The 22,051-nt window shown below is 68.6% G+C and carries 18 protein-coding genes; 5 read left to right on the top strand and 13 right to left on the bottom strand.

Going from position 1 to position 22,051, the window contains the following annotated elements; all coding sequences use genetic code 11:
- Position 1 precedes the first annotated feature (1 nt).
- Both JHN63_RS17175 and JHN63_RS17170 read right to left on the bottom strand, forming a co-directional pair.
- On the bottom strand, positions 2-1,549 hold the full coding sequence (locus JHN63_RS17175; protein WP_200681937.1) for an alpha-L-fucosidase: 1,548 nt from the start codon (positions 1,547-1,549) through the stop codon (positions 2-4).
- 24 nt (positions 1,550-1,573) lie between these two features.
- Positions 1,574-3,430 (bottom strand): family 20 glycosylhydrolase, encoded by a 1,857-nt coding sequence (locus JHN63_RS17170; protein WP_200681936.1) that lies wholly within the window; start codon positions 3,428-3,430, stop codon positions 1,574-1,576.
- A 281-nt stretch (positions 3,431-3,711) separates the two neighbouring features.
- On the opposite strand from JHN63_RS17170, the gene JHN63_RS17165 reads away from it, so the two are divergent.
- Entirely contained in the window at positions 3,712-5,055 is a 1,344-nt protein-coding gene (locus tag JHN63_RS17165; protein ID WP_200681935.1) for an amidase, read from the top strand.
- 30 nt (positions 5,056-5,085) lie between these two features.
- Here JHN63_RS17165 and JHN63_RS17160 read toward each other — a convergent pair whose 3' ends face one another.
- The 8 genes from JHN63_RS17160 to JHN63_RS17125 form a co-directional block, all read right to left on the bottom strand.
- Positions 5,086-5,568, bottom strand: a complete 483-nt coding sequence (locus JHN63_RS17160) for a GNAT family N-acetyltransferase (RefSeq protein ID WP_200681934.1) — start codon at positions 5,566-5,568, stop codon at positions 5,086-5,088.
- Between the two features lie 55 nt (positions 5,569-5,623).
- Complete coding sequence (locus JHN63_RS17155; protein ID WP_200681933.1) at positions 5,624-5,797, bottom strand: hypothetical protein; 174 nt, start codon at positions 5,795-5,797, stop codon at positions 5,624-5,626.
- Positions 5,798-6,202: 405 nt separating this feature from the next.
- Positions 6,203-6,820 (bottom strand): tyrosine-type recombinase/integrase, encoded by a 618-nt coding sequence (locus tag JHN63_RS17150; RefSeq protein WP_307781907.1) that lies wholly within the window; start codon positions 6,818-6,820, stop codon positions 6,203-6,205.
- 312 nt (positions 6,821-7,132) lie between these two features.
- Complete coding sequence (locus tag JHN63_RS17145) at positions 7,133-8,101, bottom strand: helix-turn-helix domain-containing protein (protein WP_200681931.1); 969 nt, start codon at positions 8,099-8,101, stop codon at positions 7,133-7,135.
- 420 nt (positions 8,102-8,521) lie between these two features.
- Positions 8,522-9,055, bottom strand: a complete 534-nt coding sequence (locus tag JHN63_RS17140; RefSeq protein ID WP_200681930.1) for a 2,4'-dihydroxyacetophenone dioxygenase family protein — start codon at positions 9,053-9,055, stop codon at positions 8,522-8,524.
- 444 nt (positions 9,056-9,499) lie between these two features.
- Positions 9,500-11,017, bottom strand: a complete 1,518-nt coding sequence (locus JHN63_RS17135) for a glycoside hydrolase family 43 protein (protein WP_200681929.1) — start codon at positions 11,015-11,017, stop codon at positions 9,500-9,502.
- Positions 11,018-11,045: 28 nt separating this feature from the next.
- Complete coding sequence (locus JHN63_RS17130) at positions 11,046-12,392, bottom strand: cellulose-binding protein (protein WP_200681928.1); 1,347 nt, start codon at positions 12,390-12,392, stop codon at positions 11,046-11,048.
- Between the two features lie 375 nt (positions 12,393-12,767).
- The gene (locus JHN63_RS17125; protein WP_200681927.1) at positions 12,768-13,835 is read right to left on the bottom strand and encodes a LacI family DNA-binding transcriptional regulator; all 1,068 of its coding nucleotides are present in this window, start codon (positions 13,833-13,835) and stop codon (positions 12,768-12,770) included.
- Between the two features lie 289 nt (positions 13,836-14,124).
- Between JHN63_RS17125 and JHN63_RS17120 the strand changes: the two genes are divergently transcribed.
- The 4 genes from JHN63_RS17120 to JHN63_RS17105 all read left to right on the top strand — a co-directional run bounded on the left by JHN63_RS17120 (position 14,125) and on the right by JHN63_RS17105 (position 19,536).
- On the top strand, positions 14,125-15,840 hold the full coding sequence (locus tag JHN63_RS17120) for a cellulase family glycosylhydrolase (RefSeq protein WP_234477204.1): 1,716 nt from the start codon (positions 14,125-14,127) through the stop codon (positions 15,838-15,840).
- 114 nt (positions 15,841-15,954) lie between these two features.
- The gene (locus JHN63_RS17115; RefSeq protein ID WP_200681925.1) at positions 15,955-17,619 is read left to right on the top strand and encodes an ABC transporter substrate-binding protein; all 1,665 of its coding nucleotides are present in this window, start codon (positions 15,955-15,957) and stop codon (positions 17,617-17,619) included.
- Positions 17,620-17,632: 13 nt separating this feature from the next.
- Positions 17,633-18,607 (top strand): ABC transporter permease subunit, encoded by a 975-nt coding sequence (locus JHN63_RS17110; protein ID WP_307781906.1) that lies wholly within the window; start codon positions 17,633-17,635, stop codon positions 18,605-18,607.
- The gene (locus tag JHN63_RS17105; protein WP_200681924.1) at positions 18,604-19,536 is read left to right on the top strand and encodes a carbohydrate ABC transporter permease; all 933 of its coding nucleotides are present in this window, start codon (positions 18,604-18,606) and stop codon (positions 19,534-19,536) included. Before JHN63_RS17110 ends, JHN63_RS17105 begins: the two co-directional genes overlap by 4 nt.
- A gap of 5 nt (positions 19,537-19,541) precedes the next feature.
- On the opposite strand, the gene JHN63_RS17100 is transcribed toward JHN63_RS17105, so the two are convergent.
- Genes JHN63_RS17100 through JHN63_RS17090 form a run of 3 tightly spaced genes read right to left on the bottom strand, consistent with a single transcriptional unit; the run spans position 19,542 to position 22,033 of the window.
- The gene (locus JHN63_RS17100) at positions 19,542-20,426 is read right to left on the bottom strand and encodes an SMP-30/gluconolactonase/LRE family protein (RefSeq protein ID WP_200681923.1); all 885 of its coding nucleotides are present in this window, start codon (positions 20,424-20,426) and stop codon (positions 19,542-19,544) included.
- A gap of 15 nt (positions 20,427-20,441) precedes the next feature.
- Positions 20,442-21,416: a sugar kinase gene (locus JHN63_RS17095; protein ID WP_200681922.1), complete on the bottom strand. Its 975-nt coding sequence runs from the start codon at positions 21,414-21,416 to the stop codon at positions 20,442-20,444.
- Positions 21,413-22,033 carry a bifunctional 4-hydroxy-2-oxoglutarate aldolase/2-dehydro-3-deoxy-phosphogluconate aldolase gene (locus JHN63_RS17090; RefSeq protein ID WP_200681921.1) on the bottom strand — a complete coding sequence of 207 codons (621 nt, stop codon included), beginning with the start codon at positions 22,031-22,033 and terminating at the stop codon, positions 21,413-21,415. Before JHN63_RS17090 ends, JHN63_RS17095 begins: the two co-directional genes overlap by 4 nt.
- Between the last annotated feature and the right edge of the window lie 18 nt (positions 22,034-22,051).

Below are 22,051 nucleotides of genomic sequence, written 5' to 3'. Positions count from 1 at the left end.
GTCACACCCGCGACCGGTACAGCCCGAACTCCGCGATGCGTACGGCGTCCCGGGCCGCCGTCACCCGGATCCGCCACCGCCGGGCCTCTACGGGCGTGGCCAGCAGCAGGATGCGGCTCGCGCCGATCGTCCCGGCGCGGGTGACCTCCGTCCAGGCCCCGTCGAGGTACGCCTCGACCACGAAGCCCTCGACCTGCTGGCCGTAGCGCCCGATGTCCTCCGCCAAGCGGAAGCGGTCCACGGCCTGTTCCCTACCGAGGTCGACGGTGACCCGTCCCGGCGAGACGACTCTCCGGGCCCCGCGCGCCAGGTCCTCGGGCAGCTCCCGGTGCACGCGCTCGCGGAACTCACGCAGGCGTGCCACGTCCGGGGCGGCCAGCAGACCGTCCGTGTCCGGCGGCACGTTGAGCAGCAGGACAGAGTTACGGCCGACCGACCCGAAGTAGATGTCGATCAACTCCTCGACGCTCTTGGGGACTTGATCGGGATGGTAGAACCAGCCGTCGTGGATGGACACATCGCACTCGGCGGGCCACCACTGGAGGTAGTCGGTGGTGGGCTGCGCCGAGACGAGCGCGGTACGGCTGCCCTCGTCGGGGGTGTCGTACGACAGCGCCCAGTCCGTGCGGCCGTACTGCTCCTCCTTGACCGGGAGGACGCTCCACTCGTCCTGGCGCGCGGTGCCGCCCTCGTTGCCGACCCACCGCACATCCGGTCCGGTCACGGCGATCGCCGCGTCCGGGGCCAAGGTCCTGACCAGGGTGTACCAGCTGTCCCAGTCGTAGTCCTCGACCTTGCCCGGCGGGATACGGCCCTGGGCGCCGTCGAACCAGACCTCGTCGATCGGGCCGTACTCGGTCAGCACTTCGTAGAGGGTGTTGAGCATATGGGCGCCGTAGTCGGTGGCGTCCAGTGCGTAGAAGGCGTCCGGTGCGCGGTCGTCGCCGTCGACGAGTGTGGGGATCGTGTGTGTGGCGCGTGCGCTGCCGTTGGCGTAGACGCCGTGGAGGTACTGGTTCTCGTCGGCGGGCGAGAGATAGACGCCGGCCTTGAGGCCGTACCGCCGCATGGAGTCGGCGAAGGAACGCAGTACGTCTCCCTCCCCCGCACGCCAACTGCTGTGGGCGACCGTGTGGTCGGTGTAGCGGGAGGGGTAGAGGACGAAGCCGTCGTGGTGCTTGACGGTGAGGATGGCGAGCTTGAAGCCGCCGTCACGCAGGGCGCGGGCCCACTGGTCGGTGTCGAGACCGGTCGGCTGGAACACGTTCGGGTCCTCGTCGCCGGTCCCCCACTCCAGACCGGTGAAGGTGTTCACGCCGAAGTGCAGGAACGCCGTCCGCTCCAGTTTCTGCCAGGCCACCTGCCGTGCGGTGGGCCGGACTTGGGAGGCCTTGCGGACCAGGTCGGCCTCGGTGTCGTCCGGGCCGACGGGGATGCGGGAGCGGTCGCCGGTCGGGGGCAGGGGCGCCGCGAGTGCGGGCAGCGTGGTGGTGCCGGTCGCGGCGAGCGCGGTGGCCGAGAGGACGAAGAGACGTCTGGAGAGCGCCATGGGGGTGGGACTCCTCTGGTCTGGTCAGTGTGCGGTCAAGTGCCAGGTGGCGGGCGAGTGTTGGTCCGGCGGGTACTGGACGAGCCGGCCGTCGTCCGCGATGCTCAGCGCCATCCGCGTGATCGCGTTCACCAGCCGGTAGCCGCCCGGTGCGGGTGCCAACTCCCAGCGCTGCATGGTGTTCGCGGCGTCGCAGGGCTGCGGGGTCGCCGAGACTCCGGGCTGGAGCGGCACGTTGAGGGTCAGCTTGCCGCCCTTTGTCTCCAGGCACCCCTCTGCCGTCCGCACCGTCGCATAGCCGTCCGGGGTGCGTTGCACCGTGGCATCGAGGGAGGCGCCCGCCGTGCGGAGGGTGTACGTCCCGTCCGGCACCGGTACCCGGGTCAGGTCCCGCCACCCGGGCGCATGCCCGACCGCCGTGCCCCGCGCGGTGAATTGGGCGTAGGTGGCGTCGGGGTGCGGATCGCCCCAGGTCGCCTGGGCGAGGTGCCGCAGCGCGGGCTCGGTGTCGGTGGTGACCTCGTTCTCGGTCTCGCCGCGTCCGTTGTCGGGCCAGAGGCTGATCTTCGCGCCGGTGATGCCGGCGCTGGAGGCGAGCTTCTCGCCCTCGAAGCTGCGCGGGTCCCAGCTCTGGTCGTACAGCGACTCGGTGTCGCTGTGGAAGCCGCCGCGTACGAGGTAGAGGGAGTAGGCCGCGTTCATCAACGGGTAGCCCTGGGCGATGAGTTGGCTCGGTTTCGTCTGGACGTTCAGCCAGTGCTCGACCGTGGTGCCCGCCGCCACCGGCACGGTGTTGGCGCCGGTGAGCCCGTCGTTCCAGATGCGCAGCTTCTTGCCCTTGCTCGCGGCGTAGGCCTGGACGCGGTTGATGAAGTCGATGTAGGCGTCCTGCGGGGTGGCGTTCGCGCCGTACTTCTCCTGGGCGTAGCGCAGCATCTGCGGGTACTTGGAGTAGTCGGAGCCGAGCATGTACTCGTCGGCGCCCATGTGCCAGGACGGCGCGGTGAAGACCTGTGCGTATTCGTCCATCAGGCTCGTGTAGTAGTCGAACGCTGCCTGTTGGGTGACGTCGAGCCGGGCGGGCTGCTTGGTTCCGTCGCTGTCGGTGAGCTGGAGGTCGGGGCGGTTCTCTATCCACGGGTCCATGTGGCCCGGGGAGTTGATCTCGGGGATGATCTCGACGTGGTACCTGTCGCCGAGGGCGACGAGGCGGCGCAGCTCGTCCTTGGTGTAGTAGCCCCAGGTGTTCGCCTCGGGGTGCGCGTCGCTCTTCACCTTGATTTCCAGGAGCAGTTGGTCGAGCTTGTGGTACGCCATCTCGCGCACCAGGTTCTCCAGCCAGGGCAGGGAGATGTGGATGTAGCAGGCGCAGACGCCGACCCCGCGTTCCTGGTAGCGCGGTACGTCGACCGTGCGGCCGGCCGGTATGTGGTCGCCCTGGGCGAGCAGTTGGAGGAGGGTGCGGGTGCCGTAGAAGGCGCCGGTCTCGGTCGCGCCGGTGATCGACAGCCGCTTGCCCGCCCGGAGTTCATAGCCCTCCGCGCCCAACGAGCCCTGGGTCGGCCGGACTTCGATGACGATGTCGCCGGGCCGGGCGGCACCGCCCCGCACGACGGGCACGGTTCCGTGGCCCGCCGCCTTGAGGTCGTCGGCGAGGGTGTCGGCGACCCTGCGCTCACTCGCGCTGCCGGCCAGCAGCCGGGTCCCGCCGCCGAAGTCGTAACTGCCTGACTCCGGCGTCCAGTTGGACAGCGCGGGCACGGTCACCGGCGTCGCCGTCCGCTCCTGCTGGACCGCGACCGCCGGTACGGGCGCCGCGAGCAGCGCACACACCGCCACGAAGCCGATCAGCCGGTACCGTCTCTTCCTGCGCTCAGCCATGCCACTCCACCGGTCGCGATTGATCGGACGTCTGATAATTGGACCGACCTCAGGGGCTGTCAATGGGCAACGGGGGCAGCCAAGTTGGGCCAGTGATCGGAGGACCGGCTGGTCAGCGGGCAGCTGCCCGGAACCGGCCCGCGAAAAGTCCAACAAGACGGTCACGTATGTCCAAGGCGAACCGCTCCCGACTTTCCGGGGGCGAAGGACCCTCGACGTGACGCCGACATCGGGGCACAGTTCTCCGTACATACTCACGAGTAGGTCGAAGGAGCGCGCCCGTGACCAGCTGGATCGGTCGTACCGCCGCCGAGATGTCCGCCGCCGTACGCGAGAAGCGGGTCACTCCGCGTGAGGTGGTGGCCGAGCATCTCGCCCGGATCGAGCGGCTCGACGGGCGGATCGGCGCGTTCCGGGTGGTACGGGCGGAGGCGGCGCTCGCGGAGGCCGACGAGGTGGCCGCGCGGTCCGATCTGGCCCAACTGCCCCTGGCGGGCGTGCCGGTGGCCGTGAAGGACAACCTGGCGGTGACGGGCGAGTCCAACCGGGTCGGCTCGGCCGCGACCCCGGACACCGCTGCCGACCACGACCATGTCACCGTGGCGCGCCTGAGGGCGGCGGGTGCGGTGGTCGTCGGACTGACGAACGTGCCCGAGCTGTGCGTCTTCGGGACCACCGAGGGCGTCCACGGAACCAGCCGCAACCCGTGGGACACCACCCGCACCGCAGGGGGTTCCTCGGGCGGCAGTGCGGCCGCGGTCGCCGCCGGCATGGTGCCGATCGCGCTCGGCAACGACGGCATGGGCTCGCTGCGCATTCCGGCCGCGAACTGCGGTCTCGTCACCATCAAGCCGGGGTTCGGGGTCGTCCCGGCCGGTATCGGCGACGGCGACTGGTTCGGAATGTCCGAAAACGGACCCCTGGCGACGACCGTCGAGGACGCCCGGCTGATGTTTTCGGTCATCGCGGACACCGAGGTCGTACGTCCCGACGAGCCCGTCTCCCGGAACATCGCCGTTTCCGTGCGCAGCCCGCTCGCCGGAGTGGCCGTCAGCAAGCCGTATACGACCGCCGTACGGGAGGCGGCCGGGCTGCTGACCAAGGCAGGTCACACGGTGCAGCGTGCCGATCCGCCGTATCCGCTGTCCCTGAGCAACACCTCGCTCGCACACTGGACTGCGGGAACCTCGGTGGACGCGGCGGGGCTCGACCCGCGGAAGCTGACGCGGCGGACCCGGGTGCACGCGGCGATCGGGCGGCGCTTCGTGAAGAGCGTCCGCACCGGGAAGAGCCGGGAGCGGCTCCGGGAGCGCCTCACCCCCTTCTTCGCCGAGCACGACGTCCTGCTGACGGCGGCACTGGCCCGCCGCTCCCCCAAGGCCGGGCCGTGGCACGAGCGGGGCTGGCTGCGCAATGTGCTGGCCAACACCAACTACTCGCCGATGACGCCCCCTTGGAACCTCACCGGCTGGCCCGCCATGTCGGTCCCGTTCGGCACGCTGCCCTCGGGCGCGCCCTGCGCCGTACAGCTGGTGGGGCGTCCGGGATCGGAGGCGGCGCTGCTGGAGCTGGCGGAGCAGTTGGAGAGGCTGCGCCCGTGGGTGCGGACCGCGCCGCTCGACTAAGAGGTCCGTCCTCTCGGCCAAAGGTTCCTTCTAGAGCGCCCGGTGCATGATGTGCAGGCCCACGCGGCCGTCGCGGGGATGGTCGAAGGCGTCCGGCACCGTGCCCAGGATCGTGAAGCCGAGGGAGAGCCAGAGCTTGACGGCGGGGTTGGTCTCGACGACCGCGTTGAAGACCATGCCACGGAAGCCCTGCTCGCGGGCGGCGGTGAGGATGTGCTCGGCGAGGGCGCGGCCGACGCCCCGGCCGCCGTGGTCGGGGTCGACCATGAAGCCGGCGTTGGCGATGCGGTCGGCGGGGCCGCCGTAGTTCGGGGTAACGAAGGCCGAGCCGACGACGGTTCCGGTCTCGTCCTCGGCGACGTACACGCGCTTGGGCGGGGACGTCCACAGGGCCCGGGCCGCCTCTTCGGAGGTGTCCCGGGCCCAGGTGTAGGTGTCGCCGGCAGCGACGATCCGGTGCCAGAAAGGCCAGATCCGCGGCCAGTCGTCGGCCGCGGCTTCTCTGATCAGCATGGGCGCGATTTTCGCACGCCCATGCCGTCGGCGAGCGCGAAGGGTCCCGTGGGGGTCAGTCCACGCTGGGCAGGATGTGGGGCTCGGCGAGGTCGTCCTCGTAGCCCGCGAGACGGATGGGGGCGGACCGTGCCCACACGGCCAGGCTGCCGAGCTCGTCGGACCGGTGGCCCGCACGCTCCACGTAGTCCTTGGGGCGTTGCTCGCTGTTCGTCTTCTCCGGTGTCACCGCACACTCCTTATGCGTCGGGTCACCCTCGGGGCACACCGGCCGGTCTCCGGTCCGGTACCTGAGCCCGCTCGGGCGTGGGTTGAAGGCAGTTCGGACGCGGTGGCGCCGGTTACTCGTGTGAGAGCAGGCCGTTGTGACCGGCTTGTCCCGGGACGGACCATGGGTGTGGGTGGGACCCCTTGTCGCTGTCCGTCCGCCTCAGGTTAACCAAATGAGCGGGCCGCCGCTCGATGGGGCTGAAAACATGGGGTAAAAAATAGCAACACGCCGCCACTGGGTCTCACCAGCCCGGACCCGCTGGGTGGCCGGAACCAGTGCACATCCCGTGCACACCAGTGCGGGCAGGGCGTGTTCGGAGTCGGTCGCCGGGGCTCCGTTCAGTCTCCATGGTCCTCTCCTTCCTCACGACTCGACGGGTGCGGTGTCCGACGGAGGAACGCGCTCGGCCCTGGGCACCGGCGCCGCTTCCGGCAGGCCGGGCGGCGCCGGGATACCGAAGAGTTCCTCGAAGGAGGCGGGTGCGTTCTCCCAGTCCACCTCCAGGGCGAACCCGTAGGTGTCCAGCGTCATCGCGAGGGTGCCGTGGCGCATGCGTATCTGGACGCTCCGCGGTGGAACTCCGGATGCGATCAGAACGGCGTCCATGAAGTCGCGCAGGTGCCGGAAGGTGGCCGTCTCAGGAACCATCACGCCTCTGGCCCGTGCGGCCGCCTTGGCCGCTTTGAAGGCAGTACTCAGAGTGGCGTGTCGTACCGGCGTTCCGTGACGATTCACCGTCACGAGTGCCTCATAACCCTCGGGACGCGCGCGACCACCTGACTGAACACGTCCACGCGGACCGGCGGTGGACGGCGCCGCGCGCCGTCGCGCCATGTGCGCGCGGTACTTGTCCACCACGAACGAACCGATGGGCAGTACTGCGTAGCTGTAGTCCGTCTTGAGTGGCGCGGGCTTGCCGTGTTGCCGCTGTTCCTGGATCTCCATCCTCTTCAGCTGGAGCTTCATGTCCGTTGTCCGGATGCCAGTGGCTTCTGGAGTGACCCCCGAGATTCCGACAGCTGGGTGCTGGATGTTTCGTCATCCAGGGGAAGTGATCCATGGTGGCAAAGCGAAGGGAATCTCTCGGACGAGTTCAAACGGGACGCAGGCGACCTTGCGTGTTCCTCGAAGGACCGCACCCTCACCGACATCGCTCGGGGCCTGGGTATCCATCTGAAAACCCTGCGGAAGTGGGTCCGGGAAGACGCCACCCGACGTCCCCGGACGCCGGGCGAAAACCATCCGTTCGGGAGCAGAACCGGAGACCCGAACCTAATGATCCGTGCGCGTGCGCTACTTTGTCGCCTCCGCGCGGGCCTCGCTCGGGGTGAGTCCGAACCTGGCGCGGAAGAGGCGGGCGAAGAGGGCCTGGCTGGAGAACCCCCATCGGTACGCGACATCGGCGATCCTGGTCTCCCGCGCCCCGGGCCCGGTGAGTTCCCGGTGCGCCATGACCAGGCGCCGCTCCGCAATATGCCGTGCCGGAGACCTGCCGGTGGATTCGAAGATCCGCCCCAGGTGCCGTACCGAAATGCCCAGGACACCGGCCACCTGCGCGGCTCCAAGTCCAGGGTCATGGAGATGCCGCTCGATGTAGTCCTCGGCCACGATGAGCTGCGACCGGCGGGTGTCGGACCCCGGCCTGCCTCCCGTACGCTCCTCGGCGAGTCGGCGGAGCAGGTCGAGCACAGCCCCCTCGGCGTCTGCGGGACCCTGCGGCACGTCACGCATCGCGGCCAGCCCGCCGAGCCGGGAACTCAGCGCGGCCACGAGCGCGCCCTCCCGCGCTGCGCTCCGCCCGAACAGCATCGGTCCGGGCCACCCGCCTCCTTCGCACCCCGGCGCGAACAGGCTGCGGGGCACGTCCACCAGGATCTGGCGCATCGAAGAGGAGAACCCGAACAGATACGGCCTTCGCGTGTCGTAGATGATCAGCTCACCCGCCGTCGCCGCGAGGCATCCGTTCTCATGCAGGAACACCGCCTCTCCCTTGAGCAGAAGAGAGGCGAACACCGAGTCCTTGGGCGCCGACCTGACTGTCTCAGGGCTGCGCTCGATGGCATGGGCGTTACCGGTGATGTCGGCGAGGCGCAGACCGCCCAGCTCGATGTTGGTCTGCCTGGCCAGCAGGCCCTGCTCGGAATAGGAGGTGCAGGACAGGCCCACCAAGGCCTCGCGGTTGTAGTCCTCCCAGTAGGAGATGCGCTCGGCGGGTGCGATGTGCTCGGTGGTGGCCTGGGAGATCACGGAGGGCCTGGACATGTGACCTCCTCGCACTGCATGCGTGTCGAGGGCTCAGCGTAGGCGACCGTCACACGACCAGGTAGCCCCTTCCACGGGAACGACCGCACCTGTGAAGTACGAAGTCGCTGCTGGGCACAGGAACCCGGCCGTCGAGGCGATCTCGCACAACGGCCCAAGGCGCCCGGCCGGAATACGGATCGGCACCCGCGCCGTGGTCGTAGGGCAGCGATCCCCCTGGCCCCCCGCGGACTGACCACAAAGCCGGGCGCGACGGCATTGCCCCTGATGCCGTCGGCGGCCTGTGGAGCGGCCATGGTGATCCCGATGGCCTGCTGCCTGCGAGCACGCCCGGATCCCCGCGGTCGCGGCTGACACCGACGCCCGGTTGGGCGAGGAGAACGGCCGTCGCCACGCCCCAACTTGTCCAGGTACCGCGGCTCAGCGGAAGAGGGAATTGACGTACTCGGCCCCGAGCCCGACCTTCTCGTAGTGCTCGCGGCACAACTTGATGTAGTCGTGCACGTCGAAGAAACCGTCGGGCTCTCCGCTCTCGTCGAGCCAGACGAGTGGGCCCTTGACAATGAAGAACGCCTTCATCGGCTCGTCGCTCTCATAGGCGACCAGCGTGTGCCCCTCGCCCGGGGCCTCATAGACGAAGTCGCCCGCGGTCGCCGTCCAAGGCCGCTCCAGGTAGCCCCACTTGCCGGAGATTGTGTACGCGAACACCTCGTGCGGGTGGTAGTGCCGGTTTACCAGCCCTGCCTCCTTTGCCCGCAGGATGTCGGCCCAGCTGTTGTCCTTGACGTTGATCCACAGCGGGCGGGAGCCGACCGTCTCGGTGAACGGCACGTAGTAGCGGTCGTCGTCCGTGGCCACCTTGGACAGGTAGACCTCGGGGAGGGCGTCGGGGCGGAAGGAGTTCTCGATCGGCCTGAGGTCTTTCCAGAACTCTCCGGTGGGCAGGTCGGGCATGTGAAGGGCCTCCTTCGTCGCGGGCTGATTGGAGTGAATCCCGCGGGGGGAGGCGTCGTCTTTCCCTTGGCAGACCTGACCGTTTGCAGATTCCGGACATCCGCCGGTGGCGGCCACGGTCGGTCTCGCACCCTTCCGGAACAGCGTCGGGGACGGGCAGGCCCGGATGGAGGCTCGTCGAGTGCTTCCGGGATACCCCAGGTCAAAGCGGCGGCCCGCGCTCTGGCGCTGAAGGAGTCGACTCACTACGGAGGTGGGGATGCGCGCTCAGTCGTGTGCCGACTCCGACCGGCTGACCACGACGATTCGCGCCGTGGCCGACGGTGACCGACCATACGTTGGCTGCGCGCTCAGGGGAGACAGGTCAACTGCTCTGAGCCCGACGGGCGAACGCCTCGCCCGTCGGGCTCAGCTCGGTGCGATGCCGGCCCGGTGCAGGCCTCGTCACCGATCGATCGGCTCGTACTCGAACCAGTCGAAATGGACGGAGCCGACACCGGCGAACATGCCGATCACCCGGCCGGTGAAACCGCCGGCGACCTCCGTGGAGAGGTACTTCCCGTCCAGGGAGGCGAGTTCGACGACGGTGCCGTCCGGCTCCTCGATGCTGATCGTGACGGTGTCGGGGCCGGTGCGGGCATCGTTCACCGCGTGCACGCCAGTCGTCTCGATGCGGAGGACCACAGGCCCGGGCGGTAGCGGACGGGATGCGACGACGGTGCTCAACGGGCCGATGCGGGCCCGCACTTGAGCCTCGCCGGGCGTGGCCTCGATGTCGTAGTGATGCTGCTCGTCGAGACGGACGGCGAGGCCGCCGCTGCCGCCTTCGACGTCGATCCTGGCTCGCACTCGGCAGGAGACGTGTTGTTGCCGTCGGCCGACGAACGTGACGTCGGTGTCGTCGAGGGATCCGGCGCGTGCCTGCAGAGTGAGCCAGCCGGGCTTCTCCTTCGTGGTGCACGACTCCGAAAGTCGGTGCCGAAGTGAGATCCAGTGCGGGGCGAGTGCCGGCATGTCGAAGTCGTCCCGCGCCGGAACTGCGGCCTGCGGATGCAACGGCCAGTTCGGGACGGGCATCGAGGCCGACAGTTCCCCGACAACCGGCCAGCCGTCGACCCAGTCGACCGGCACCAGGAAGGTCTCCCGCCCCAGTACATGCCAGCCCGGAGTACCACCGCCCGGCCGCACGCCGAGCAGCACCATCCACCACGTGCCGTCGGGTGCCTGTACGAGGTCGGCGTGGCCGGTGTTCTGGATGGGGTGGTCGGTGCCCCGGTGGGTCAGGACCGGGTTGGACGGGCACGGCTCGAACGGTCCCGTGGGTGTGCGGCTGCGGGCGATCGAGACGCCGTGGCAGCGTTCGGTGCCGCCTTCGGCGATCAGCAGGTACCAGTAGTCGCCGATCTTGTAGAGGTGTGGTGCTTCGGGCGCCTTGGCACCGGGGGCGCCGGACCAGAGCCGGTGCGCTGGGCCGAACGTCTCGCCGGTGTGGGGATCGATGCGGATCTGTCCGACTCCGGCGGTGGTGCACCAGCAGTTGCCGTCCTCGTCCCAGGCGAGGTCCGGGTCGATGCCCTGAACTCCGGGCAGACGGACCGGATCGGACCAGGGCCCGGCCGGATCGGTGGCCGTGAAGAGCAGATTGCCGTCCCCGCTCACATTGGTGACGATCAGCCAGAAGCGGCCGTCGTGGTGGCGGAGGGTGGGTGCGTAGATTCCGCCCGAGGACCGGGCGTCCAGCGGCAGGCGCAGCTGGCTCGGCCGGTCGAGCGCGTTGCCGATCTGGGCCCAGTTCACGAGGTCCCGGCTGTGGAAGATGGGGACCCCGGGGAAGTACTCGAAGCTGGAGCAGGCGAGGTAGTAGTCCTCGCCCGCCCGGCAGACGGAGGGGTCGGGGTGGAAGCCGGGGATCACCGGGTTGTTGATGGTGTTGGTCTTCTCGGGCTTGCTCGACACCCTCATCGAATCCTTACGTTGTTGGTGGGTTGGTTCAGCGGTGGAGCTGGACGACCACGATCGAGTACGCGGGTACCGTCTGGCGGGTCGCGCTGCCCGTCGTCGCGGAGCCGATCGAAGTCGCGTTCTTCAGGTACGAGTACACGGTCGGGGTGGCGGCGGACGGGCTGAACCCGGTGTACGAGAGCGTGACCGTCGCGGCGTTGACGGGGTCCTTGTTGATGAGCATGACGCTGAGGTCGCCGTTGGCCCGCCGCACGGCGTGCGCGGAGACGGTCGAGGTCGAGCCGGCGGTCCGGACCAGCGTGTCGCCGGGTGCACCCAGTGTGGTGATCATCCGGGTGCCGTAGTACGGCGCGAAGGGTGTGTTCAGGGGCGGCTCGCAGGAGGCTCCGCTGGAGAGGATTCCGCCGTCGTCGTAGTCCGTGGCGCCTTCGACCGTGGTCACGTGGGTGCAGTCCGTGCCGTTGTGCAGGTTCCACCAGTCGACGGTGAACGCGCCGTTCTCCATCCAGGTCAGGTACTCGTCCGGTGCGAACAGGCCGTTCGGGGATGTGTCCTTGTAGGCGTTGGCGTTGGCCTCGGTCACCGCGATGCCCACGTTGGACGCGTTGGTCCCCGCGTACTGGTTGATCAGTGAGCGCAGGGTGGCGGCCATGTTCGGGATCTCCGCCTGGGGCTTGCCCAGCAGGTCCGCCTGGCTGTTGCCGATCGGATAGTGGTGCACGATCACGAAGTCGATCTTCGATCCTGCGATCGACAAGACAGTGTGATTCCAGTCCATCGGGTCGCCGGCTCCCGTGATGCCGTCCGGCCAGGCTCCGGGGGTGGTCAGGACTGCGCCGATCTTGATGGACGGGTCGACGGCTTTCATCGCGGTGGCGTACTGGACGAGGTTGGTCGCGTACGTCGTGGCGGACTTGCTCGCGTGGTGGTCGGTTTCCCAGGTGGCGCCGTAGAGGCCGTTGCCGTAGACCTCGTTGCCGATCTCCCAGTACTTCGCGCCGTAGCCCTTGGTCACGTTGGCGTACCGCACCCAGGCCGCGGCCTCCTCGGGTGTGCCCGAGCCGTAGTTGGCGGTGATGATCGGCTGGGCGCCGGCGGCTCGTACCGTGCCCATGAAGGTGTCGAACTCCGTGTTGGGCGCGACGTAGCCGCCCTCGACGGTGTGCGTCTGCCAGTGGTAGCCGTCGGCGTAGCCGCCGCCGGGGTAGCGGACCATCCCGGTGCCGGCGTCCTTCAGGAGTCCGGGGATGTCGGGGTGGTTCATGTTGCCGTCGTAGACCGCGACGTTCATGCCGACACCGGTCGCCGGGATTCTCGCCAGCGCACCGCCCGCGTCGACGGACACCGAGGCACTGATGGCCGTAGGCGCAGCCACTGCTGACGGTGTGACAGCAGCTGCCAGCGACAGCACTGCGGCAAGCCCGACCAGACGGGCGCCATACCTGTGAACCAACCTCCGCATGAACTCCTCCAAGGGGTGCGACCGAGGCGGGTGAAGCGAGGACGGCGTTCATGCTCCGGTGAGTCGCGCGCTTTCGCCAGACTCATGAGAAGAACGAAACTTTCGTTCTTCAAAGTCAGATAATTTCCTGGCCGAGGTTAGCCAGCGGGGCCCTGATGGTCAACGGTCGCTCGGCCCACTCTCTTCGCGGGAAGCCTCGGACACGCCAAGACGCCCACTACCGACGGGCTGTCGGGGGCGGGCGTCTTCGCAGTTGGTGAGGAGGGAGCAGCGTGTAGCCGCTGCGGGTCAGCCCTTGGGAGGAGCCGTGCTGCCCCGGACCGTGAGGGTCGTCGCGATCTCCACCCCGACCTGAGGCGCCGCTTCACCTCGGCCGAGCGTGAGGGCCAGCTCGGTCGCGGCCACGGCCATCTCGGTGAGCGGCTGGTGGACCGTGGTCAGTGGCGGGTCCACCCAGGCCACGACCGGCAGGTCGTCGAAGCCGACGACACTCAGGTCGTCGGGGATCCGCAGGCCGGCCTCGCGCGCCGCCTGGTAAACGCCCAGCGCCTGGAGGTCGTTGGCGGTGAAGATCGCGGTCGGGCGGTCGGGCAGGGCCAGCAGGGAACGGGCCGCCGCGCGGCCGTCCTCGTGGGTGAGGGTCGCGTGCACGACGAGTTCCGGATCCACCGGCAGGCCCGCGGCCTGCATCGCGGAGCGGTATCCGTCCAGCCGGGCGCAGCAGTACAGCTGGTCCTCCGGGCCGCCGATCATGGCGATGCGACGGTGCCCGAGTTCGGTGAGGTGGCGGGTCGCGGCCCGGCCGCCGGACCAGTTGGTGGCGCCCACGAACGGGACGTCGTCGGGCAGTTCGGTCGCGGGGTCGAAGACGACGAACGGGATGCCCTTCGCCGTCAGTTGCGCGCGCTCGGCCTCGGAGAGCTGGGCCACGGACAGGACGCAGTTGGGTCGCCTTGCGACGGTGTCGTCCCAGGTGGGCTCGGCGGTGTCGTGCAGCCCGAACTCGGAGACCATGAGGCCGACCCGGTGCTGGCGGGCGACCCGTTCGACACCCCGGATGATCTCGACGGCCCACATGTGCTGGAGCTCGCGGAACACGAGTTCCACGACGTTGTTCCTGTTGGCCCCGGAGGGTTTGCGGTAGCCGTGCTCGTTGACCAGTGCCTCGACCCGGGCACGCGTGTCCGCGGAAACCCCGGACTTTCCGTTGATCACCTTGGACACGGTCGGGACGGAGACCCCCGCCGACTCGGCGATGAACGCGATGGTCACCGGACGGGACGTGTCGCCCTGCCCGTCGCCCTTGCCCGCCGGTCCGTCAGCTGCGTTGTCCGCCAAGGTCGCCTTCCCGGTCATCGAATCGCTCGCACCAGGCGGGGCCGGATGCAGGAGACGGTTGAACAGCGCTGTCTGGTCATGCCCGGCCATTCTGGCATCTCTTGCCGACGGACCTGTGGCCCTGAGCACATCTTCATGTTAACTTCTCCGCCGCATAGCGCGAAAGTTTCCTTCACCACGGTACGACTCGGTCGCAACGAGGCCGATCCCCCATGGGCCGAGCGCGTCCGACACAGGGACCCGCCAGGGTCTGCGCCGCCCCAACCGGAAGGTGCACGCGATGACAGGGAGACGGACACGATTCCTCATGCGACGGCGCCGGCCGTCGCGACCTCGGCGGAGGCTGACGGCGCTGCTCCTGGCGATCGTCCTGCTCCCGCTGTTACCCGCCACCGCACAAGCTGACGATCCGCCCGCCCCGCCGCCGAGCGCCCCGGCCGCCCGCAGCACGGTGGCGGCCATGCAGCCCGGCTGGAACCTGGGCAACACCTACGACGCCATCCCCGACGAAACGTCCTGGGGCAACCCGCCCGTGACCCGGGCCCTGCTGAAGAAGGTCAGGTCGCAGGGGTTCAAGAGCATCCGACTGCCCGTCACCTGGGGCATTCACCAGGGTTCCGCCCCGGATTACACGATCGACCCGGCCTGGATGGCGAAAGTCCGCCAAGTCGCCGACATGGCGCTGGACGAAGGCCTGTACGTGCTGCTCAACATGCATCACGACTCATGGATGTGGGTCAACAACCTCTCGACCGATCACGACGCCGTGCTCGCCCGCTACGACGCCACCTGGGCCCAGATCGCGGCGGAGTTCCGCGACGAACCGCCGAGACTGGCGTTTGAGAGCATCAACGAGCCGACGTTCAGCGGTACTTCGGGCGACGACGAGAACTACCGGCTGCTGGCCGAACTCAACCGGGCCTTCCACACGATCGTCCGTGACTCCGGCGGCGAGAACACCCACCGTCTGCTCGTGCTGCCCACCCTGTACACGAACGCGGACCAAGGCCGACTCGACGCACTGGCCGCCGAACTGAGCTCCCTGCACGATCCCATGATCGCCACGACGATCCACTTCTACGGCTGGTGGCCGTTCAGCGTGAACATCGCCGGCTACACCAGGTTCGACGCCACCGCGGAACAAGACCTCACCGACACCTTCGACCGCGCGTACAACACCCTCGTCGCGCGCGGCATCCCGGTCATCATCGGGGAGTACGCCCTGCTCGCCTACGACCACAACCGCCCCGGCATCATCGAACGCGGTGAGCAGCTCAAGTACTTCGATTTCCTCGGCGACTACGCGCGCCGGCGGAAGCTCACCACCATGCTGTGGGACGCCGGCCAGTTCCTGAACCGCGAGACCCTGCAATGGCGGGACCAGGAGCTGTTCGCTCAGATCAAGTCCAGCTGGACCACACGTTCGGGCACCGCCTCCAGCGACACGGTGTTCCTCGCCAAGTCCACCGCCATCACGAACCAGACGCTCACCCTGAACACCAACAGCACCGACTTCCAGGGTCTGCGCCACGGCTCCCGCAACCTCGTGCGGGGCAAGGACTACACCGTCTCCGGCGACCAACTCACGCTCACGGCCGCCACGCTCAGCCACTTGGCGGGCGACCGCTCGTACGGGGTCGCCGCATCCTTGGAAGCCCGGTTCTCCCGCGGTGTTCCGTGGCGGATCGACGTGATCACGTACGACACTCCGGTCCTGGCGAACGCCTCGGGAGACACCACCGGCCTGAGCGTCCCCACCGCGTTCCGGGGGGACAGGCTCGCGACCATGGAGGCCAGGTACGACGACGGGAGCAACGCGGGCCCGGCGAGCTGGACTCCCTATCAGCAGTGGGACACCGCCTTCTCGGCTTACACCGATGACTCGATCAAGCTGACGTCCGAGTTCTTCGCCTCGCTGAAGGACGACTCCCGGGTGACGCTCACCTTCCACTTCTGGAGCGGTGCCTCCGTGACGTACCACGTCACCAAGTCCGGCAGCTCCGTCACCGGCACAACCGCCTGACCTCGTCCACCGCGGTCCCGGCCTCCCAACGGGCCCGTCGTCGAAGCGCTTCCGACGACGTCACAGCCCCCTTCACATCTCACCGGCGAAAGCAGCCCACCCATGACTTTCGACATGAACCGCAGAACCCTTCTGAGCACGGCCGCGGCCGTCGCCGGCACCGCCGCGATGGCGCCACTGCTGTCCGCGTGCGGCGACGGCGGTCAGAGCACCGGCGGAGCCAGCACGAAGAAGGGACTCAAAGCCGCACTCCCGTCCTTCGAGCCCAACAAGTCGCTCAAGCCGGACATCCCGTCCGTCGCAGGCGGCGCCGACATCGCGACCGACCCCGGCTTCCTGACCTACCCCGCCCAACAGGCCAGGACGGTCAAGGGAGTTCCGGGCAAGGGCGGCCACTACACCGCCGTCACTCCGCTGTGGGGAACCGTCCCCTCCCCCGGCAACTCCTTCTACCAGGCCATGAACAAGGCCCTCGGTATCGACCTCACGATCAAACCCACCGACGGCAACAACTACCTCACCATCATCCCCACAATGACCTCGGCCAAGAAGCTGCCCGACTGGATCCAGCTGCCGGCCTGGTGGAACTCCGGGTTCAACACGGGCGGCCTGGCCGGCACCCAACTCGCCGACCTCACACCGTACTTGGCCGGAGACAAGATAAAGAAGTATCCGAACCTCGCCGCCATCCCCAGCGGCGCCTGGCAGGCGGGCGCCTGGGGCAACAAGATCTACGGCATCCCGTCCTACTCCAGCAGCTGCGTCGTCGCGGGCACCACCTTCTACCGCCGCGACGTCCTGGACGCCAAGGGAATCACCGCCGACCAGATCACCTCGGCGGCCGACCTGTTCGCGCTGGGCAAGGAGCTGACCGACGCCAAACGCGGCGTCTGGGCGTTCGACGACGTGTGGACGTACCTCTTTCCCTTCTGGGGTGTGCCGAACAAGTGGAAAGTCGAGAACGGCAAGCTGATCAACAAGTACGAGACCCCGGAGTTCCTCGACGCCCTCGACTGGCACTACAAGCTCGCCAAGTCCGGCTTCATGCACCCGGATGCCCTGGCCGGGCAGGAAGCCTCCGCCAGCACCCGTTTCTACTCGGGGAAGGTCCTCATCTCCGGTGGTGGCACCGGCGCGTGGAACCTCAGCGACCAGCAGTCCGGTTCGGCCGCGAACAAGGACTACCGGCGCGGGGCCTTCGGTATCTTCGCGGGCGACGGCACGTCCAAGCCGAGCCTGTTCCTGGGCAACTCCACGGGCGTCATCAGCTATCTCAACCGCAGGCTCGGCAAGGACCGGATCGAGGAACTGCTCGCGGTGGCCGACTACTTGGCCGCCCCCTACGGTTCGGCCGAGTACACCATGGTCAACTTCGGCGTTGAGGGCGTCCACCACACCATGGTCAAGGGAGTCCCCACCTTCACCGACGCGGGAAAGAAGTACGTACAGCCCCAGACGTACTCGTTCCTGGCCTCGTGCCCGCAGGTGATCAGCAACCCCGGAGCCGACCAGGTCACCAGGGACTTCACCGCCTGGCAGGCCGCCAACGTCAAATACCTCTACAAGCCGGTGTTCTGGAACATGAACATCTCCCTGCCCGCCTCCCTGGCCACCGCAGACGCCGCGCAGTCCGTGGAGGACACGATCAAGGACTGCTGCCACGGCAAGCAGAAGGTCTCCGACGTCCAGGCCGCAGTCGCTGCCTGGAAGAGCAGCGGCAACCGACTCAGGAACTGGCTGACGACCAACGTCCTGGAGAAGTACGGCACCGGTCAGTGAGGACAGCGCAGACGTGACCACCACCATCTCCCCCAAGACCGAGAAGAACCCGACGCGACAACCGCCGCAGGCGCACGTCAGACTTCACTGGCGGATCAGGCTGCGCCGGGACAAGTCCCTTGTCATCATGACGATTCCGGCCGTCGTGCTGCTCGTCGTGTTCAACTATGCGCCGCTCTTCGGCCTGATCACGGCCTTCCAGTACTACGACCCCCTCGTCGGCGTCTGGCACAGCCCGTGGGCCGGGCTGGACCAGTTCACCACCCTCCTCCAAGACCCCTTGTTCTGGAGGGCGTTGCAGAACACGCTCTACCTCAGCCTCGTCCAGCTCATCCTCTTCTTCCCGATCCCGATCGTCCTCGCCCTGCTGCTCAACACCGTGCTCAGCGAACGGCTGCGCAACCTCATCCAGTCGATCGTCTACCTCCCCCACTTCTTCTCGTGGGTGCTGACGATCACGGTCTTCCAGCAGATGCTCGGCGGGGCGGGCGTGCTCAACCAGTTCCTGCGGCAGCACGATGCCGGCACCTGGGACATCATGACGAACTCGCACACGTTCGCCCTGCTGGTCACCTTCCAGGCGGTCTGGAAGGAGGCGGGCTGGGGCATCATCGTCTTCCTCGCCGCACTCGCCGCGATCGACACCCACCTGTACGAGGCCGCCGCTGTGGACGGGGCCGGCCGCTGGCGCCGCATGTGGCACATCACGCTGCCCGGGATGCGCGGGGTGATCGTCCTGATGCTGGTACTGCGCCTGGGCAACGCGCTCACCGTGGGCTTCGAGCAACTCCTGCTCCAACGCGCGGCCGTGGGCCACAACACGGCCGACGTGCTGGACACCTTCTCCTTCTACTACGGCATCGCCACCAACAACTACAGCTACGGAGCTGCCGCGGGGCTCTTCAAGAGCGTCATCTCGCTGCTGCTGATCTGGGGCGCGAACAAACTCGCGCACGTCTTCGGAGAGGACGGGTTGTACCGCCGATGAGCACTGCCATTCCCCTACGGCAACGTCGCAGCGACAGACGCCCGGTCTGGGAAGAACAACCGACGGCCGCCACGACCACGAGCAAGAGCGCCGCTCTCACCCTGGTCGCCGCGGTCGTACTGGTACCGCTGTGGATCATCGTGGTCACCAGCTTCTCCACCCAGGCCGCCATCAACCGGGCCGGCGGCCTGGTGGTCTGGCCCGACGGGCTCACCGCCTCCGCCTACCGCGAGATGCTCGCCGACCCCACCGTGCGTACCGCCGTGCTGGTCAGCCTCGGCATCACACTGGTCGGGACAGCCGTTTCGATGGCGGTCTCCGTCCTGTGCGCCTACGGACTGTCCCGCGCCCGCTCCTACGGACACAGACCGATCCTGACGCTGCTGGTCATCACCATGTTCGTCAGCGGCGGCCTGATCCCCACCTTCCTGGTGGTCACCGGCCTCGGCGGCTACGGCCGGTACTGGGCCCTCATCCTGCCCAGCGCGGTGTCGGTCTTCAACATCCTTGTGCTGCGCTCCTTCTACGCAGGCACGTCGGCGGAACTCATCGACGCCGCCCGGATGGACGGAGCCGGCGACTGGCGGACCCTGTGGTCGGTGGTCCTGCCGACCTCCCGCGCCGTCACCGCGGTCATCACGCTCTTCTACGCCGTCGGCTATTGGAACGCCTTCTTCAACGTCATGCTCTACATGCCGACGGAGAGCCAGAAATGGCCCTTGCAGTACGTGCTGCTGACCTACGTGAACCGCGGCAACGGGCTACCGGGCTCCGTCAACAGCGGCTTCGGCAACACCCACGCCGAGACCGCTCCACTGTCCTTGCAGATGGCCGTGGTCGTGCTCACTCTCGTCCCCCTGCTCGTCGTCTACCCGTTCATGCAGAAGCACTTCAGGACCGGTGTTCTCACCGGAGCGATCAAGGGATGAGGGTTTCAGCGGCGGCCGCGCCAGGAGCAGGCCGCCGTTCCCCCGACCGGTACAGGAAGACTGAGCACCGCGCCGGAGGTGGCGGTCGGGTTCTTCACCCCATATCGGGCCGTGGTGACGTAGAGGCGATTGTCGCTGGGATGCAGGCACACCGAAGTGGGGTGTGGTGCGGGGACGGTCACGGTGTGGAGCAGGCGGCCATCGGGGTGGTACCTACGCACCGCGCCTGCGCCCCACATCGCGACCCACAAGCAGCCTTCGGCATCGACGGTCATTCCGTCCGGGCTGCCTTCGCCATCACGCAGTTGGACAAAGGTCTCCAGGCCGCCGAGGTCGCCGGAGACGGGGTCGACGCGGCAACGGAAGACGGTGCCCGCGGCCGTGTCCGCGAGGTACATGATCGTGCCGTCGGCGGTGAACGCGGGTCCGTTGGCGATGGTCAGGCCCTCGAGAACGCGTACGACCGTGCCGTCAGGGTCCATTCGGTAGAGCGAGCCCGCGCCCTGGGTGCCGTCGTAGGCCATGCTGCCCGCCCAGAAGCGGCCGGCGGGGTCGGCGACGCCGTCGTTCATCCGGCTGGGGACCGGGGTGCGGTCCTCTGGCCGGTCCAGCCATTCGAGTGTGCCGTCAGGCGTGAGCAGTGCGATGCCGGTGTCCGCGGCGGCGATCCACGCTCCCGGACGGTCGCCGACCGGCGCGACGGCTCCCAACGGCACGTCGAGCCGGGCCAGTTGGCGCACAGCCGCCGGTTCGGTGTCGTCGCGCAGTTCGAAGAGCCGACCGCTGAGGATGTCGACGTACACGTACCGGTCGTCGACCCAGCGACCGCCCTCGGCGAGTTCGTACGCTCCGTCTACGACGATCGCCGCCGTCGCTGACGTAGATGCCATGATCAGTACTCCAGGTCAGCGAATGGTCGTGCCCTCGGGCTGGTCGAACAGGCCGAGTTCGTCCCGTGTCGGAAGGCCCTCCCAGTCACCCCGGGTGGCGACGGCGAAGGCCGCGGTCGTGACGGCTCGGTACAGCCGGGCGGGGATGTCCACGCCGTGGAGGTGTCCGGACAGGTATCCCGCCACGAAGGCGTCGCCCGCACCGACCAGGTCGACCGCGCCGACCTCTCGCGCCGGGCAGTCGTTCGCCCCGTCGGTGGTGAAAGCGGTCGCACCACGTGCACCGCGTTTGATGACCACCTCGGTCACGCCGGCGGCCAGGATGCGTTGCACGGCCTCGGCCTCGCCCGCTCCGGGCGATTCCAGCATCAGCGGCAGCTCGTCCTCGGAGGCGATGAGCAGGTCGGTGTGGGCCAGCAGCGGCCGGAGCGCTGTGCGGGCGCAGTCCGAAGTCCACAGCCGGGAGCGGTAGTTGACGTCGAGGCATACGGTGATGCCCGCGTCGCGGGCGGCCGTGACGGCGGCCAGCGCGGTCTCGGCCGCCGTCACGCTGAGTGCCGGCGTGATGCCGGTCAGATGCAGGACGCGGGGGCCCGAGGCCAGCGCGGGCAGTATGTCCGCCGGTGAGAGGGCCGAGCCCGCGGAACCCGCACGGTAGTAGTTGACGCGCGTGAGTGTGCCCAGGCGGGGTTCGGTCAGCAGCAGTCCCGTGGGCCGACCGGTGTCGTCGGTGACCGCGTGGTCGGTGTCGACGCCTTCGGCGCGCAGCGTGCGCAGGACCAGCGCGCCGAGTTCGTCCGCGCCGACTCTGCCGACCCAGCGCACCCGGTGCCCGAGCCGGGCGAGGCCGATGGCGACGTTGGACTCGGCTCCCGCGACGGACAGGCCGAGGCTGCCGCCGAGCCGCAGGGCGCTGTGGGCGCGCAGCGCCGCCATCGTCTCGCCGAAGGTCACGACTTCGGGCGGGGCCTGGTGTTCCGGCGTCGTCATATCGTCTCCTGTGCGGTCATCTTGCGGAACTCGGCGGCGCGGGCGCGGAGTTGGTCCAGGTCTCCGCCGTCGGCCGCGTCCCCGACGAGGGGTGAGCCGACGCCGACGGCGAGGGCGCCCAGGTCGAGGTAGTCGCGGGCGGCCTGCGCGTCCACTCCGCCGACGGGCACGAACGGCACCTCGGGGAGGGGGTCTCGTAGGGCACGCAGATAGCCGGGTCCGCCGAGGGAGCCGGGGAAGAGTTTGATCGCGGCGGCTCCCCGTGCGAGGGCGAGTTCGATCTCGCTCGGCGTCAGGGCTCCCATCAGCACGGGTACGCCGTAGGCCTCCAGCCCGTCGACCAGTGCCGGGGTGACGAGGTAGGACGCGCCGGCGTCCACGGCGCGATCGGCGTCCCGGGCCGAGCGCACTGTTCCGGCGCCGACCAGCGCGTCGGAGCCCAGTTCGGCGCGCGCCTGCCTGATCACAGACAGCGCGTCGGCGGTGGTCAGTGAGACCTCGACGGTCGTGATCCCCTCCTCGGCGAGGGTGACCACGGTGCGCAGGGCCGCGGCAGGATCCTTGCCGCGCACGATTGCCAACAGGCGGTGGGCTCGTAGGGATTCCACCAGGTTCATGGGAGCAAGGTCTCCTTG

It is taken from the genome of Streptomyces sp. MBT65 (assembly GCF_016612545.1).
Classification (GTDB): domain Bacteria; phylum Actinomycetota; class Actinomycetes; order Streptomycetales; family Streptomycetaceae; genus Streptomyces.
This window is presented reverse-complemented; position numbering and strand designations above follow the sequence as displayed.